The organism is Aureimonas sp. AU40 (assembly GCF_001463785.1).
GTDB lineage: Bacteria > Pseudomonadota > Alphaproteobacteria > Rhizobiales > Rhizobiaceae > Aureimonas.
In genome coordinates this window covers 172349-187194 of record NZ_BBWL01000054.1, presented here as the reverse complement: position 1 = coordinate 187194, position 14846 = coordinate 172349, and the positions used below count along the sequence as shown (strand labels likewise).

At 69.1% G+C, this 14846-nt stretch carries 15 protein-coding genes; 11 read left to right on the top strand and 4 right to left on the bottom strand.

Going from position 1 to position 14846, the window contains the following annotated elements:
• Positions 1-210 precede the first annotated feature (210 nt).
• A complete protein-coding gene (locus tag AUL32_RS21945) occupies positions 211-411 on the top strand; it encodes a hypothetical protein (protein ID WP_062119927.1) in 201 nt (66 codons plus the stop codon).
• A gap of 188 nt (positions 412-599) precedes the next feature.
• Here the strand turns inward: AUL32_RS21945 and AUL32_RS21940 are convergent, their stop codons facing one another.
• From AUL32_RS21940 to AUL32_RS21930, 3 genes are all read right to left on the bottom strand, one after another.
• Positions 600-842, bottom strand: coding sequence for a hypothetical protein (locus tag AUL32_RS21940; protein ID WP_062119924.1), 243 nt, complete (start codon positions 840-842; stop codon positions 600-602).
• 234 nt (positions 843-1076) lie between these two features.
• Positions 1077-2510, bottom strand: a complete 1434-nt coding sequence (locus AUL32_RS21935; protein WP_062119921.1) for an ROK family protein — start codon at positions 2508-2510, stop codon at positions 1077-1079.
• Between the two features lie 5 nt (positions 2511-2515).
• Complete coding sequence (locus tag AUL32_RS21930; protein ID WP_062119918.1) at positions 2516-3430, bottom strand: tagatose-bisphosphate aldolase; 915 nt, start codon at positions 3428-3430, stop codon at positions 2516-2518.
• A 129-nt stretch (positions 3431-3559) separates the two neighbouring features.
• Here AUL32_RS21930 and AUL32_RS21925 point away from each other — a divergent pair, with 129 nt between their 5' ends.
• The 5 genes from AUL32_RS21925 (at position 3560) to AUL32_RS21905 (ending at position 8732) form a co-directional block, all read left to right on the top strand.
• Complete coding sequence (locus AUL32_RS21925; RefSeq protein ID WP_062119915.1) at positions 3560-4522, top strand: sugar-binding transcriptional regulator; 963 nt, start codon at positions 3560-3562, stop codon at positions 4520-4522.
• 200 nt (positions 4523-4722) lie between these two features.
• Positions 4723-5718, top strand: coding sequence for an ABC transporter substrate-binding protein (locus AUL32_RS21920; RefSeq protein ID WP_061978837.1), 996 nt, complete (start codon positions 4723-4725; stop codon positions 5716-5718).
• 111 nt (positions 5719-5829) lie between these two features.
• The gene (locus AUL32_RS21915) at positions 5830-6930 is read left to right on the top strand and encodes an ABC transporter permease subunit (protein WP_082659989.1); all 1101 of its coding nucleotides are present in this window, start codon (positions 5830-5832) and stop codon (positions 6928-6930) included.
• Positions 6923-7672 (top strand): ATP-binding cassette domain-containing protein, encoded by a 750-nt coding sequence (locus tag AUL32_RS21910; protein ID WP_061978836.1) that lies wholly within the window; start codon positions 6923-6925, stop codon positions 7670-7672. The genes AUL32_RS21915 and AUL32_RS21910 overlap by 8 nt, the downstream gene beginning before the upstream one ends.
• A gap of 112 nt (positions 7673-7784) precedes the next feature.
• Positions 7785-8732, top strand: coding sequence for a hypothetical protein (locus AUL32_RS21905; protein WP_062119912.1), 948 nt, complete (start codon positions 7785-7787; stop codon positions 8730-8732).
• 254 nt (positions 8733-8986) lie between these two features.
• Here the strand turns inward: AUL32_RS21905 and AUL32_RS21900 are convergent, their stop codons facing one another.
• A complete protein-coding gene (locus AUL32_RS21900) occupies positions 8987-10180 on the bottom strand; it encodes an ROK family transcriptional regulator (protein ID WP_062119909.1) in 1194 nt (397 codons plus the stop codon).
• Between the two features lie 220 nt (positions 10181-10400).
• Here AUL32_RS21900 and AUL32_RS21895 point away from each other — a divergent pair, with 220 nt between their 5' ends.
• From AUL32_RS21895 to AUL32_RS21875, 5 genes are read left to right on the top strand one after another with little or no spacing between them, the layout of a single operon-like run.
• Positions 10401-11480, top strand: coding sequence for a Gfo/Idh/MocA family protein (locus AUL32_RS21895; RefSeq protein ID WP_062119906.1), 1080 nt, complete (start codon positions 10401-10403; stop codon positions 11478-11480).
• Positions 11480-12328, top strand: coding sequence for a sugar phosphate isomerase/epimerase family protein (locus tag AUL32_RS21890; RefSeq protein ID WP_062119903.1), 849 nt, complete (start codon positions 11480-11482; stop codon positions 12326-12328). Before AUL32_RS21895 ends, AUL32_RS21890 begins: the two co-directional genes overlap by 1 nt.
• On the top strand, positions 12325-13140 hold the full coding sequence (locus AUL32_RS21885; RefSeq protein ID WP_062119900.1) for an alpha/beta fold hydrolase: 816 nt from the start codon (positions 12325-12327) through the stop codon (positions 13138-13140). The genes AUL32_RS21890 and AUL32_RS21885 overlap by 4 nt, the downstream gene beginning before the upstream one ends.
• Positions 13137-13844 carry a ribulose-phosphate 3-epimerase gene (locus AUL32_RS21880; RefSeq protein WP_062119897.1) on the top strand — a complete coding sequence of 236 codons (708 nt, stop codon included), beginning with the start codon at positions 13137-13139 and terminating at the stop codon, positions 13842-13844. Before AUL32_RS21885 ends, AUL32_RS21880 begins: the two co-directional genes overlap by 4 nt.
• Positions 13834-14811, top strand: a complete 978-nt coding sequence (locus tag AUL32_RS21875; protein WP_062119895.1) for an ROK family protein — start codon at positions 13834-13836, stop codon at positions 14809-14811. The genes AUL32_RS21880 and AUL32_RS21875 overlap by 11 nt, the downstream gene beginning before the upstream one ends.
• The last annotated feature ends 35 nt before the right edge of the window (positions 14812-14846 follow it).

The window sequence follows — 14846 nt, the reverse complement described above, 5'->3', positions numbered from 1 at the left end:
GCACAACCGTCAATTTCGACGGGATTGGCGCCGGCGCCCGGCCGGGTCCGTTCAAGCTTGCGGAATGCTGCCGAATGATTTTGCAAAGCAATGTTTCGGATGTGACTGCGAAGTTGAAGGGATTAACCGAGCGCAGCGCACCAAATGCCCTTCAGGTCTGATCAAGATTTGCGAGCAAGACTTATCGTCAAAGATCAAGAGGAGGACGCTTTGCTTCAGCCCCGCGCTTCGACCGCTCCCGGCGGCAATCCGATGACCCGCAACGAGAGCGTTCAACTCGAAGGCCGTGAGGCCGCCGAGAAGAACATGAACCGGCACGACAACCCTTATCGTTCCGGCAGCGCGGACGGCATCGCCTGGCATCAGGGCTTCGACGCCGTCGCCGCGCCCAACTGGCGCCGAGCCGTTTGATACGAGTGCCACGAAGCTGCTGAGGTAAGCTCTTTAACCAAGATGCCGACGGGAACTCGACAATTCGTCTCGGCTAGAAGTGTTCCGGCTATCGTGTCGTCGCGCGATCTGGAAGTGCTTACGATCCGGAGTTAGGCAACGGCCGGTAGGCGCGGAGACACGGCGCAACCGTGTCGCCGGACCAGCCCTCAGGCGTCGAGTTCCGCCTCGCCTTTGACGATGGCCTGTCGCGCCGCCTCATGCTTCTCGCGCAGCGTGAGATAGAGTTGCGAACCGTTCATGTCCTCGCCGGACTCGTTGCGCCGGGTGAGGTCCAGAAAGGTTTCGCTCTCGCTGGGGTCGAGGCCCACGAACGCCTCGTGCCCTTCGGTCGTCATGGTCAAGGCGCGCATGCCGCGCCAGAACTCGCGTTCGCTGTCGGTCATATCCATTCGAACCTCCCATCTTACCCCCATACAACCCTTCGGACGCGGAAACGTTCGAAACGGTGGCGCGAGGCGAAGAGGAGAAGCAAAGGACGGGCGCTGCGGCGCACCCGTCCTTATGCCTTGCAGATGGGCTTTCGAGATCGGCGACACGCAGGGCGCCGACGAACGAACTCCATAGCCGGAGGAGGGGCTTTCGGCCTGCCTCCTTCCCGATATGCCGGAGAATGCCGCCTGCCTCTAGGCCGCCAGACTGGCCGGCGCTTTGTCGGCCAGAGCGGACAGAAGCCACTGCCGCGTTTGCATCAGGTCGAACCGCTCCGTCGTGTCCACATCGAGCCGGGGGCCGAGATCGAGCGGGCGCGCCCTTGCGGCGAGGGCCACGAGTTCGGGCACGTAGTCGAGACCGGGATGGCCGGGCGGGCGCTCCGTCACGCGTGCGCCGTACCGCGCGCCGATGAGTTCAGGTGGGGCCGAGCACCAGAGTTCGGCGACCGTGTCGATGCCTGCTTCGCCGAGGAGTTCGGCCAGAAACTCGGCGGGCTGGAAGCCGAACCAGGCGTCGAGGATCAGGGTCGTGCCCGCCGGCGCTTCCCGCGCCAGGGCAAACATGGCGCGCAGGCTGGCGCGGCCGAGCTTGCGATTGAAGGGGCGATCGACCCCTTCGATCTCGGTGAGGAACGGGTTCTTGATTGTGTCGAGCGACAGGATCGGCCAGCCCGTCGCGTCCGACAGCGCCCGCGCCACGCCGCTCTTGCCGCTGGCCGGAACGCCGTTGACGAGCACGAGGCGCTTGGACGCCGCGCGCGCGGGCAGCGCGGCCAGCGCCGCGCCGATCACGCCCGCATCGTCTCCCAGCCGCGCCGGGGCGACGGGGCTGTCGTACCAAGAGGCCTGCTTTTCGATGCCGGCGAGCGCCGCGAAGGCGGCTTCCCCCAGGCCCCCGCCCAGAAGCACGAGGTCGGGATCGAGAACCGCCACAAGATCGTCCACCGCGATGCGCAGCGGCGCGGCCCAGGCGTGCAGCACGGCGCGCGCCGTCTCGTCGCCCTCGCCGCGGCGCTGAAGCAACTCGGCGGCCGTGGTCGTCGTGGGCAGGCCGGCGCGCGCGATATGGCGGCCGAGCGCGGTGCCCGAACTCACCGTTTCCACGCAGCCGCGCTTGCCGCAAAGGCAGGGCTCGCCGGCGGCATCGACATTGAGATGGCCGAGCTGACCGGCCGTGCCGCGCGAGCGAAGGATCGCCCCGCGCTCCAGGATCGCGCCGCCGATGCCGGTGCCGATCGTCAGCATCACGACATTCTCGGCGCCCTTGGCGGCGCCGACGCGGGCTTCCGCCACCAGCGCCATGGAGCAGTCGTTGTCCACCACCACGGGCCAGCCGAAGCGGGCTTCCAGATGGTCGGCGAGGGGAAGGCCGGAGAGATCGACATAGCCGCCCGAAAGCACGCGCCGCGCGGCGAAATCCACCCGGCCCGGCACGCCGAGGCCGAGAGCTGAGACGCTGCCGTCGTCGAGCTCGGCCACCAGCGTCTCGATCCGACCGAGCACGACCTGCGGATCGGGCGCGCTCGCAACGCGCGCCCTCTCGAGGATTTCGCCCTCGGGCGAAACGCGGGCGGCGCGGATGTGCGTGCCGCCGATGTCGATGCCGATGGCGTTCCGCCCCGCCATGGCGTTCAGGCCACCTTGGCGGCCGGGGCGCGGTGGCGGGCGATCACCGCCTGGATCTCGCGAAGCCGGGGAACGGCGACGCTTTCCAGCCGCTTGCGCGTCTCGGTGCGGTCGAGCGAGATGCAATCTTTCCAGAGCGAGCGCCCGGCGATGACGCCCGAGGCGCCGTTCGCCATGGCGATCTCCACCTGGCCGAGGAAGGTCTCGTGATCGACACCCGCCGACAGCACCGCCCAGGGCACGTCGCCCGACATTTTCGTGACGGCAGCGCAGGATTCGGGCGAGCCGGGATAGGGAAGCTTGAGGACCTTCGAGCCGAGATCGAGGCAGATGCGCGTGCCACCCTGGATCAGCTCGGGGATCTTGGCCTTGTAAGCCTCGGGGCTCTCGCCCTCCAGCGCGTAGGTCAGGAACTCCACGACGAGGAGAAGGTCCTCGCGGGCGAAATCGGCGATCACCCGTTCCAGAATGTCGATATTGTGCGTGTTGGCCGCCGGCGTGTCGGAGCGCAGATAGACCATGATCTTGCCGCCCGTGCCGCCGAGCGCGCGCACCCGCCGGGCATCGACGCCGTCCACCAGCTTCGACAGGCGGTAGCCCTCCGGCGAGGTGTCCCAGCCCGAAGCGTCGAGGCCGATCAGAAGCGCGGTGCCGCGCTCCAGCACCGCGTCGTCCACCAGCTGCGGCACCGCGCAGATCGGGTCGACCAGAACGCAGCTCGCTTGGCTGGCGAGATAGCGGGTGATGTCGGCCTTGGTGAGGCCCAGAACGTCGTTGCCGATCTTGGCCTGTTCGGCCGGGTCGCTGGCCAGGAGCGTGCGCATGCCGCCCCGCTGGTCGCAGGCGATGACCATCATCGCCCCGTCCGGTCCGCATATCTGGTGATAGCCGCGCAGTTCCGCTGTTGTCATCCGTGCCATGCGAAGTCCTCCTCCCAAGGATGCGCCAGGGTGCGATGGCCCGCCGGAAAGGCGGGTTGCGGCCCGGTCGCTTGCATGTTTCCATTCGCTGATATAGCTCGGTAACATATTGCTGAAAGGAATTGCAAGCTGGCTTCTTCACCTTCGTCCGACCAAACCGCGTCGCGGGCTCTTATCCACACGGTCGCCAAGCTGCATTACGAGTCCGAGCTGAGCCAGGTGGACATCGCCAAGCGCCTCGGGCTCTCGACCGCGACGATCTCCCGGCTTCTGCAGCGCGCGCGCGCGGAGGGGATCGTGCGCATCGAGGTGCGCGATCTCGTTTCGCCCGACGCGCTGGGGCGAGATCTCGTCGAAAGGCTGGGGCTGAAGCAGGCCGCCGTGGTGGAAGTGCCGCCTGGGCCGAGCTCCGGCGCGCTGGCCGCGCCCGTCGGACAGATGCTGCTGAGTTGCGGCCTGCGGGCCGGCTCTGTGGTCGCGATCGGCTGGGGGCGGGCGATTCGCGCCGTGGTGGAAACCGGCCTGCCGGCAATTCCCGGCATTCTCACCGTGCCCGCCACGGGCGGCATGCAGCAGCACGCCCCGCATTTCCAGATCAACGAATTCGCGCGGCTTGCGGCCGAGACCATGGGCGGCGCGCCGCATTTCCTGCATGCGCCCTACCTGCCCTCGGCCGGGGCGCGGGAGGCCTTCCTGGCCGATCCGACGATCGCCGGAAGCGTCTCGCTCTGGGAGCGCACGGCGGCGGCCGTGGTCGGCATCGGCCTGCCGCATTCCACCCATTCGCCGGCCACCAACTCCCCGGACGAAACGGCCGCGACCCCTGGAGAGCGCGCGCTTCGCGACGCCGTGGGCGACGTCTTGCGCCACTATGTCCGGCGCGACGGCAGCGTGACAGATTGGGAGGGCGAGGGGCGGATGATCGCGATGTCGGCCGAGCAGCTGCGCCGCACGCCGCTGGTGATCGGCGTCGCGGTGGGCGAGGCGAAAGCCGCGGCGATTCTGGGCGCGGCCCGCTCCGGCCTGATCTCGGCCTTGGCGACCGACCCGCGCACGGCCGAAGCGGTTCTGGAAGAGGCTGCGAAAGGGTGAAGATTCCGTCCGCGACGTTGGAAAAGTGACATGAAATTGCTTTCAGAAACAATTTGCACTTGACGGAAGGCCGGTCACGCAGAAATCATAGGCACAGGTGAGCTGCCGGCGAGCGGATGAGACATCCGGGCCGGACCCCGATCGGAACATGTGTGGGAGCGCATGTCGGGAACCCTTGGCTCATCCCAGGGAGGAAAAACATGCAGCGTCGTTCGATCCTGAAGGCGGCGGCCGGCTTTGCCGTGGCCGCATCCATCGGCCTGTCCGCCGGCCCCGGCCATGCGCAGGACAAGAAATACACCGTGGCCCTGATTCCGGGCCTCACCACGGACGCCTTCTACATCACGATGCGCAAGGGCGCGCAGGCCGCCGCCGACGCGCTGGGCGTGACCCTCGTGTTCCAGGGCGGGCCGGAGTTCAACCCCGTGGTCCAGGTGCCGGTGCTCGACGCGACCATCGCGCGCAAGCCGGACGCGATCCTGATCGCGCCGACCGACAAGACCCAGCTGGTCGAGCCGCTGCGCAAGGCGCAGGACGCCGGCATCGCGGTGATCACCGTCGACACGTTCATCGGCACCGGCCAGTACCAGACCGGCTCGGGCGACGCCGACTTCCCGCTTTCCTACATCGCCTCGGACAACGTGCTCGGCGGCCGCATGGCGGCGCGCGCGCTCGCCAAGGCGATCGGCGATGCGGGCGGCAAGGTCTATGTCTCCAACGTCAAGCCCGGCATCTCCACCACCGACCAGCGCGAAGCCGGCTTCAAGGCGGAGATGAAGGAGAACTTCCCCAAGATCACCGTTCTCGACACGCAGTTCAACGAGAACGACGCCAACAAGGCGGCGAGCCAGCTGCAGGCGGTCTACGCCCGCAACTCGGACCTCAAGGGCGTGTTCGGCGCCAATCTCTTCTCGGCCATCGGCGCGGGCAACGGCGTGCAGCAGGCCGGCCAGACCGGCAACGTCAAGGTCGTCGCCTTCGACGCGCCGGGCTCGATCGTCGGCAACATCCAGTCCGGCCTCGTGGACGCCGCGATCGCCCAGCACCCGGCCGAGATCGGCTATTACGGCGTCGTGTCCGCCTATGCCCATCTCACCGGCCAGTCGATCCCGACCACGATCGGCACCGGCTTCACGGTGATCGACAAGGCGAACGTCTCCGACCCGAACGTCGCCAAATACGTCTACTCCGAATAACGGGGCAAGGCCGGCCCGGCGCCCGCGAGAGGCGGGGCCGGCCTCTTCTCTCTTCCCATCTCGACCTTTTCAGCCACGAGAGGCGGAACCGCCGCCGGGCAAGGTGACACCATGACAGCATCCGCGACGGACGCGCCGCTTCCCGGCCCGTCTCCCACTCCGGCGCCGGGCCTTGCCTCCGCCCCCCATGTGAAGCCGGAGGCCGACCACGCCGACAAGGCCAAGACGCTTCTTCAGCGCATCGCCGACCTTCGCGCCTGGCTCTTCCTCCTGGCGCTGGCGCTCGGTTTCGAAGGCTGGGCGCGGGCCGAGTTCGGCGGCACCTTCATCTTCAATTCCTTCAACATCCAGTCGATCGCGATCTTCGCCGTCGCGCCGCTGATCCTGGCCACCGGCCAGACCTTCGTCATCATCTCGGGCGGCATCGACCTTTCGCTCGGCTTCATCATGGGTCTCGCCGCCGTGGTGGCGGCGCATGTCATCAACTATGCCACGCCGGGCCTCGGCCTGCCGATGGGCGTTCTCGTGGGAACGCTGGTGGCCGTGCTCGTCGCCGGCATTCCCGGCTTCATCAACGGGCTTCTGGTCTCGCGCCTGCGGGTTCCCCCGTTCATCGGCACGCTCGGCATGTTCGGCGTGGCGCGCGGCGTCGCCTTCCTTCTGGCCGGCGGCACCACGGTTCCGGTCAGCAATTCCTTCTTCGCCACGATCGGCAACGGGCGCATCTTCGGCGTGCCCTACATCATCCTCATCACCGCCGCCTTCGTTCTGGTGATGCACTATATTCTCAGCCAGACGCGCTTCGGCCAGCACAATTACGCCATCGGCGCCAATGTCCAGGCGGCCCGCCGCTCCGGAATCGACGTGAAGTCGCATCTCCTGCGCCTCTACATGCTCTCGGCCTTCTGCGCTGGATTGGCGGGCGTCGTCTACTCCGCGCGCTTCAACGCCGGCGCGGCGCAGGCCGGCGAGCCGCTGCTGCTCGACTGCGTGGCCGCGGTCGTGATCGGCGGCGCCAGCCTCTTCGGCGGGTCGGGCACGATCCTTGGAACGGTCGCCGGCGCCTTCGTGATCGCCGTGATCCAGTACGGCCTCGTCTTCGTGAATGTCGAACCCTTCTGGCAGTTCATCAGCGTGGGCATCGTCATCATCATCTCGGTTCTGATCGACCAGGCGCAGCGCCGGTTCAGCGGAGGACGCATCGATGAGTAGAGCCGCCGAGCCCATTCTCGAAATCAAGAATCTGTCGAAGCATTTCGGCGCGGTGCGGGCCTTGAACGACTTCTCCATGACCATCGCCCCCGGCGAGGTCGTGGCTCTCGCCGGCGACAACGGCGCTGGCAAGACGACGCTGATCAAGGCGATCTCCGGCGTCTTCAAGCCGACGGCGGGCGAGATCCGGCTGGAGGGCAAGCCGGTCCACTTCTCCACCCCGCAGGAGGCGCGAGACAGCGGCATCGAGACGATCTACCAGGACCTGGCTCTGGCCGACAATCTGTCGATCGGCGGCAACATCTTCCTCGGCCGCGAGCCGATGAAGCGCAAGTTCGGCTTCCTGCCGGTGCTGGACCGCAAGAAGATGTCGGACGCGGCGCGCGACACGATGGCGCTTCTGGACTTCCACGTCTCGCGCATGGAGGCCCCGGTCTCGAACTTCTCGGGCGGCCAGCGGCAGGCGGTCGCGATCGGCCGCGCGGTCTACTGGAACGCCCGGCTCCTGATCATGGACGAACCGACCGCCGCGCTCGGCGTGCCCGAGCAGCGCAAGGTCATCTCGCTGATCCACCAGCTCAAGGCGCAGGGGCGCGGGGTGATCTTCATCTCGCACAATCTGCAGGACATTTTCGCCGTGTCGGACCGTATCGTCGTGCTCCGGCGCGGGGTGCTGGCCGGCGAGCGCCGTATCGCCGACACCACCCATGACGAGGTGGTGAAGCTGATGGTCGGCGGCTGATCCTCCTATAGACCCTTCAGATCGGCAGACGGCGCCTGTTCAAGGGCGCCGTTTTGCGTAGAGACGAGGCGGCGCCAAGTGGAGCGCGCCGGAATTGGCGGGGAACAGGCAGATGGACGGTTGGACGATCGAATGGGACCGGGGCCGCGTCTTGGCCATCCCGACCGGCGGCATGGCGCATCATCTCCAGCTGAGGCTGGCGGACGGGCGCGTGGTCGAGCCCTTCGCCGAAGCGCCCTGGCACGGTGAGCCGGACGTCCTCAGCGACACGCGCTTTCCCGCCCATTTGCGCACCCTCGGCGGCGAGTGGCCCTGCGTGCCCTTCGGCACGGGTGAGGCGGACCCGGCCCACCATGGCCACGGCTCCAACGCCGACTGGCAATTGGTGGAGCAGGGTGAGCGACACTTGCGGCTCGCCTGCGACTTTCCCGCCGGCCATGCGGTGGAGCGGCTGGAGCGCGAGATCCGGGCCGTGGAGGGAGAGGCGGCCGTCGAGTTCACCCTTCGGGTCGTGACGCGCGTCGACTGCGCGCTGCCGATCGGCCTTCATCCGATCTTCCGCCTGCCGGCCGAGACGGCGGGTCTGCGGGTCGAGCCCGCGCCCTTCGCCAAAGGGCAGGTTTTCCCCGAGACCTTCCAGCCCGATGTCTCGCGCCTTCGCCCGAACGCCCTGTTCGACCGGCTCGATGCGATCGACACGGTGGAGGGAGACCATGCCTCGCTCGCCGCCCTGCCGGCGGCGGGCCTCGGCGAAGAGCTGGTCCAGCTTTGGCGCTGCGAGGGCGCGATGAGCCTGGAGGACACGGCGGCGGCAACGCGCGTTCGCTTCACCTGGGACCCGGCGGCCTTTCCCCATTGCCTCCTTTGGGTGAGCCAGGGCGGACGCGACGCCGCGCCCTGGAACGGCCGGTTCCGGGGCCTCGGCGTCGAGCCCATCGCCTCGGCCTTCGACCGGGGCGATCTGATCCGTCATGCGGCGTTTCGCGAGGGAACGGCGCAGGCTTTTCGCGCCGGAGAGCCATGGGAAACCAGCTACCGGATCGAGGCCGAGGCGCTTTGATCGGGGTCTGAGAGACTGTTCGACAACCCGGTCGGGTCGGTCCGCCGGCGCCTTTCCGCCGACGCCCCAGGGCGAGACACGCCGCGCAAGCGCAGCAGTGCTGCGCAAGCGCATCAGAGCCGCGCGAGCGCGGCCGATGTTTCGCCCGTCCGCACGGACATTTGCCAATCCTCGCCGATGCGCCTTCGCATCGACTGCGTTCGGCGCCTCGCGAGCAACGAAAAATCCCTCGGCGGCCCTCCGTCGCCGAGTTGTCAAACAGTCTCTAAGCGACCGAGAACGAAATCCTCGTCCACCGACAGGAGGCGGCGCTGCAGCAGCCGGGCGCCGCCGAGCGCCGCGCCGTCCGCACCGAGGCGCGAGGCCGAAAGCCGGGGCAGGGGCTGGCCGGACAGGAGATGCCGGGCGAGCGCCTCGCGCACTTCGCTCTCCCCTTGCTGGAACAGGGCGCAGACCGGGCCGGCCAGAACGATCTCGTCGGGATCGAGCAGCGCCGTGATCGAGGCGAGCCCTCGGCCGAGATAATGGCTCCAGGCGGAAAGCGTGCGCCGCGCCGCCGGCTCGCCGGCCTCCAGGGCCGCCAGAAGCGCCGGCCATGTCGGTTCGCCCCCCTCCAGGCGATAGCGCTGGAGGATCGCCTCGCGGCCGACGAAGGATTCCAGCGAGCCTGGCAGGGCGGCGCCTTCCAGAAAGCCGCGCTCGCCGACCGGCATATGTCCGATTTCGCCGGCATAGCCCCGCGCGCCGCGCTGCAAGGCTCCATCCTGAAGGATGGCCCCGCCGACGCCGGCATCGAGCAGGAGATGGACCGTGCGCCCCCTCAAGGCCGCACCGCCCGATGCGGCTTCCGCGAAGGCGAAGGCCTTCGCGTCGTTTTCCACCGCGATCTCGCCGACATCGGGGAAAGCACGGCGCAGCTGCGCCCCCGCCGGCCAATCCGTCCATCCAAGGATGGGAAGGCGCAGCACGCTCCCCTCCGGGGTGGCGATGCCCGGCACGGCAAGCCCGATGCCGCGCAGTGGCGCGCCGGGGTCGAGCTGGCGGCGGAACACGCCGAGCCGCGAGAGAAGCCGGTCCATCGTGCCCTCCGGCCCCAAGCCTGCGGGGTCGAGCGGCTCGCTGTGCCGGGCGAGGCATGCGCCCGCGAAGTCCATCGCCACCAGATGCAGATGCCCGATGCCGAGATCGGCGCCGACGAAGGTGCCGTAGCCGCCGTTCAACGCGAGCCGAGTGCCCGGGCGTCCTATGCGCGCCGCCTCCCCGCTCTCCGGCGACGCCGCCTCGCGCAGCATTCCCGCCTCGATCAGGCCCGCCGCGATGCTGCTCGCGGTGGACCGGGTGAGGCCGAGATGGCGCGCGAGGTCGGCCCGGCTGAGGGCGCCTTCGCGCGCCAGCGCTGCCAGCGCGCGCTTCTCGTTGATGTGCCGAACGGCCTTGGGCATCGACATGGGCAAAGTTTCCGAAAGGCGATCCAGCCAGCCTCGAGACGGCTTGACAGCTAACCCGCTTCGCTGTTTGTTTTCAATCCAAACAAAGTCGCGCCTCGAAGGGACAGTGCCGGGGAGGGGCCGTCTCGTTCGGCCGCGCACGGCCCAGCCGCCGGCATGCGCCGGGCCGACGCGGCGCTTGTCTTCGTTCCCATTTCGCTTTCCCGTCAGGACCCATTCCATGCCTCAGAAGGAAGACAGGCGTCTTCGCGTCGGCGTTCTCGGCGCCGGCCAGATCGCGCAGGCCGCCCATTTCGAAAGCTGCACCAAGGCCGCGAACGCCGATCTCTTCGCCATCTGCGACGTGGCGGACGACCTGCGCGAGCGCATGGTGGTGACGCACGGCGCGGCCAAGTCCTTCGCCGACTACGACGCCATGCTGGCCGACCCGGAGGTGGAGGCCGTCATCATCGCCACGGGCGACGCCTTTCACGTGCCGGCCTCGATCCGCGCGCTGGAAGCGGGCAAGCATGTCCTGTGCGAAAAGCCCGTGGGTCTGACGGTGGAGGAGGCCGAGCATCTGCAGGCCGCTGTCGCCGCGTCCGGCCGCGTGTTCCAGGTCGGCCACATGAAGCGCTACGACGCCGGGCTTCAGGCGGCCAAGCGCTTCATCACCGAGGAGATGGGCGAGCTCGTCGCGCTCAAGGCCTGGTACTGCGACTCCACTCATCGCTATCCCATGACCGACGCCGTGCAGCCGCTGGTGGTCACCAGCGCGCGGGCGCGAAAGCCGGCCGAGAACCCCAAGGCCGACCTGCGGCGCTACTACATGCTCGCCCATGGCTGCCATCTCATCGACACCGCGCGCTATTTCGCCGGCGATATCGTGGCCGTCGAGGCGCGCCTGTCGGAGCGCGGCGGCCTGTGGTGCTGGTTCGTGGACGTGGAGTTCGCCAGCGGCACCCTCGGCCATCTCGATCTCACCGTCGCGGTGCGGATGGACTGGCACGAGGGCTTCCAGATCTACGGGCGGAACGGCAGCGTCGTCGGCAAGACCTTCAACCCCTGGTACTACAAGTCGAGCGAGGTCGACATCTTCCGCGAGGCGGACGGTGCGACGCACCGGGTGCTCGGCGCCGACGGGCATTTTTACCGCCGCCAGTTGGAAGGCTTCGCGCGCACCGTTCTGGACGGCGCCGAGATGACCGGCGCCAGCGTGGCGGACGGGCTGGCCTCGGTGCGCGGCATGGTGGCGATCGCCCGGTCCGTCGAGAACGGCGGGCGGCGCGTGGCGCTGGCCGACGTCTCGGGAGGCGTGTGATGCGCCTCGGCATCTTCGCCAAGACCTTTCCCGGCACCGATCCGCACGTGGTTCTGGCCAGCGTGCGGGAAGCGGGCTTCTCCGCCGCGCAGTACAACATGGCTTGTTCCGGCCTGCCCGCCATGCCGGACGCCGTTTCCCCGACGGAGGCGGAGCGGGTGGCGAGTGCCGCGCGGGCCGCAGGCGTCGGGCTCGTGGCGCTGTCGGGCACCTACAACATGATCCATCCCGACCCCGCCCGGCGCGAGGAAGGGCATCGCCGCCTGGAGGCGCTGGCCGCCGCCGCGCCCGCCCTCGGCACGCGGCTCGTCACGCTCTGCACGGGCACGCGCGACCCCGACGACCAATGGCGCGGCCACGCCGACAACGGCTCGCCCGAGGCTTGGCGCGATCTTCTGCGCTCCATGGAAACGGCGCTCGCCATCGCGGAGCGTCACGAGATCGACCTCGGCATCGAGCCGGAACTTGCCAATGTCGTGGACGGCGCGGCCAAGGCGCGCCGTCTGATCGACGAGTTGGGCAGCCCGCGCCTTCGCATCGTGCTCGATCCCGCCAATCTCTTCGAGATCGCGAGCGCGGAGGAGCAGCGCCGCCTCGTGTCCGAAGCCGTCGATCTCTTGGGCGACCGGATCGCGATGGGCCACGCCAAGGACCGTGCGCCGGACGGCGCCTTCGTCGCGGCTGGAAAGGGCGTGCTCGACTACCCGCATTATCTCCGATGCCTCGGCGCGATCGGTTTTCGCGGCGCTCTGGTGACACATGGGCTGGAGGCGGCGGAGGCGCCGGGCGTCGCGCGTTTCCTGCGCGCGCAACTCGCTGAAGCCGGACTGGTGGAGCAGAACGCGTGACGGCGGAAAGCTTCCGGACGGCGGACGGCGTTCGGCTGCATCTCGACGATGCCGGCGGGGCCGGCGCGCCGGTCTTCTTCCAGCACGGGCTCTGCGGCGATGCCGGGCAGACGCGCGAGGGGTTTCCGCCGGAGGCCGGGCTGCGCCGGCTGACGCTGGAAATGCGCGGCCATGGGCGCTCGGAGCCCGGCGCCCTGTCGCGCCTGTCGATCGCGACCTTCACCGACGATCTGATCGCGGCGATCGAGCGGCTGGGCGTCGGCCCGGTCGCGATCGGTGGCATTTCCATGGGCGCGGCCATCGCGCTGCGCCTCGCCGTGCTCAGGCCCGATCTCGTGCGCGGTCTGGCGCTGGTGCGCCCGGCCTGGGTGCTGGAGCGCGCGCCGCGCAACATGCGGCCCAATGCCGAGGTCGGCGAACTCATCGCCGCCCATAGCGGCGAGGAGGCGCGCGGATTGTTCGAGGCGGGCGGCACCGCCCGGCGGCTGGCGCTGGAGGCGCCGGACAATCTCGCCTCCCTGCGCGGCTTCTTCACGCGCGAGCCGCTTTCCGTGACCTCCGCCCTGTTGCGCGCGATGTCGGTCGATGGTCCCGGCATCGCGGCCGAGGCGGTCGCCCGGCTGCGTGTCCCGACGCTTGTCGTCGGCCATGAGAGGGACGTGGTTCATCCGCTGGCCCATGCCAAGGCCCTCGCGGCGCTCGTTCCCGGCGCCGCAATGGTCGAGATCACGCCCAAGGCGGTGGATCGCGCGCGCTATGTCGCCGATCTTCACGCCGCCCTTTCCCGCTTTCTTCTGGAGTTGCCCCGATGAGTTCGAACCTTCGCGACGGCGGCTGGATCGACCAGCTGCCCACCGACCGCCTGATCGCGGAATATTCCGTCTGGTCGGCCGATCTCGTGCGCCTTGCCGAAGAGATGGCGCGCATCGATCCGCATGCCGACATTCTGCATGTCGACGTCGCGGACGGACATTTCGCGCCGGCCCTCCTGTTCTTTCCCGATCTCGTGGCGGCGCTTCGCAAAGTGTCGCAGAAGCCGATCCATGTGCATCTCATGGTGGCCGATGCCGTGGTCCTGTCGCAGATCGAGCAGTTTGCCGAGGCGGGGGCCGATCTCGTCAGCCTGCATGTCGAGAACGCCGCGGTGGCCGATGCGGCCCTGGACCGGCTGGAGGCGCTGGGCCTTGCCGCCGGCATGGTGCTGCGGGTGGAAACGCCGGTCGGCGATGTCGCTCGCTTTCTGCCGCGCCTGCGGTTCCTGACGCTGCTCGGCACCGCGATCGGCGTGAAGGGCCAGAGCCTGAACGAGGCGGCGGGCGAGCGGCTGCGCGGGGCCAAGGCGCTGATCGACGCCACCAACGCGCCGCATCGCATCGTGCTCGCCGCCGATGGCGGCATTCGCGAAAACACCGTTCCGCTCCTGCGCGAGGCGGGGGCCGAGACCGTTGTGCTGGGCTCGCTCGCCTTCAACGCGCCGGACCTCACCGCCCGCACGGCCTGGCTGCATGGGCTCTGACATCGGCCCATTCCCGCGCCTTGCCGTCGGCATCGATCTCGGCGGCACACAAATTCGCGGCGCCCTGATCGACGAGACGGGCGCCGTGCTGCATCGCGCCGTGATGGCGACGGCGGCCACGGAGGGCGCCGAGGCCGTCGTGGCGCAGATCGCCGATCTGGCAAGGGCGATGTCGCTGGAGGCGCGCACCCCGGTTCTCGGCATCGGCCTGTCCGCGCCGGGGCCGCTGGACGCTGCCAACGGCATCGCGCTGGCGACGCCGACGATCGCTGGCTTCACCGACTTTCCGCTCGCCCGCGCCGTGGAAGCGCGGAGCGGCCTGCCGGTGCTTCTGGAAAACGACGGCATTGCCGCCGCGATCGGCGAATGGCGCTTCGGCGCGGGGCAGGGCGCCGATCACATGGTCTACGCCACGGTCAGCACGGGCATCGGCGGCGGCATCGTCTCCGACGGGCGGGTCCTGCGCGGGCGCATGGGCATGGCCGGCCATATCGGCCACATGACGATCGTCCGGGACGGCGCGCTTTGCGCCTGCGGCCATCGCGGCTGCTTCGAGGCCCATGCCTCCGGCACGGCCTTCCTGCGCCGCGCGCGCGAGGCGGCGGCGGGCGAGTCTGCCTCTCAGCTCCATGCGAACCGGGGCGCGCTTTCGGCGGCGTCGGTCTTCGAGGCGGCGGAGGCCGGCGACGCGCTGGCCGGGCGACTGGTCGAGGAGGAGGCGGAGCTTCTCGGCCTCGGCTTCGCCAGCCTTCTCCATCTCTACAGCCCGCAGATCCTGGTCATGGGCGGGGGCATGTCGCGCCAGTTCGCGCGTCTCGGCCCGCTGGTGGAAGCGGCCATGCGCCGTGCGGCGCTCGCGCCCTTTCGCGCCGTGCCGCTGGTGGCCGCGCGGCTCGGGGACAATGCCGGCCTCGTCGGCGCGGCGAGCCTCCTGTTCGAGGCGGATCGTTTCTCACGCAGGGCGTGACGAGCGACGAGCAGCCGCCCGCTTCGAGATGTCGA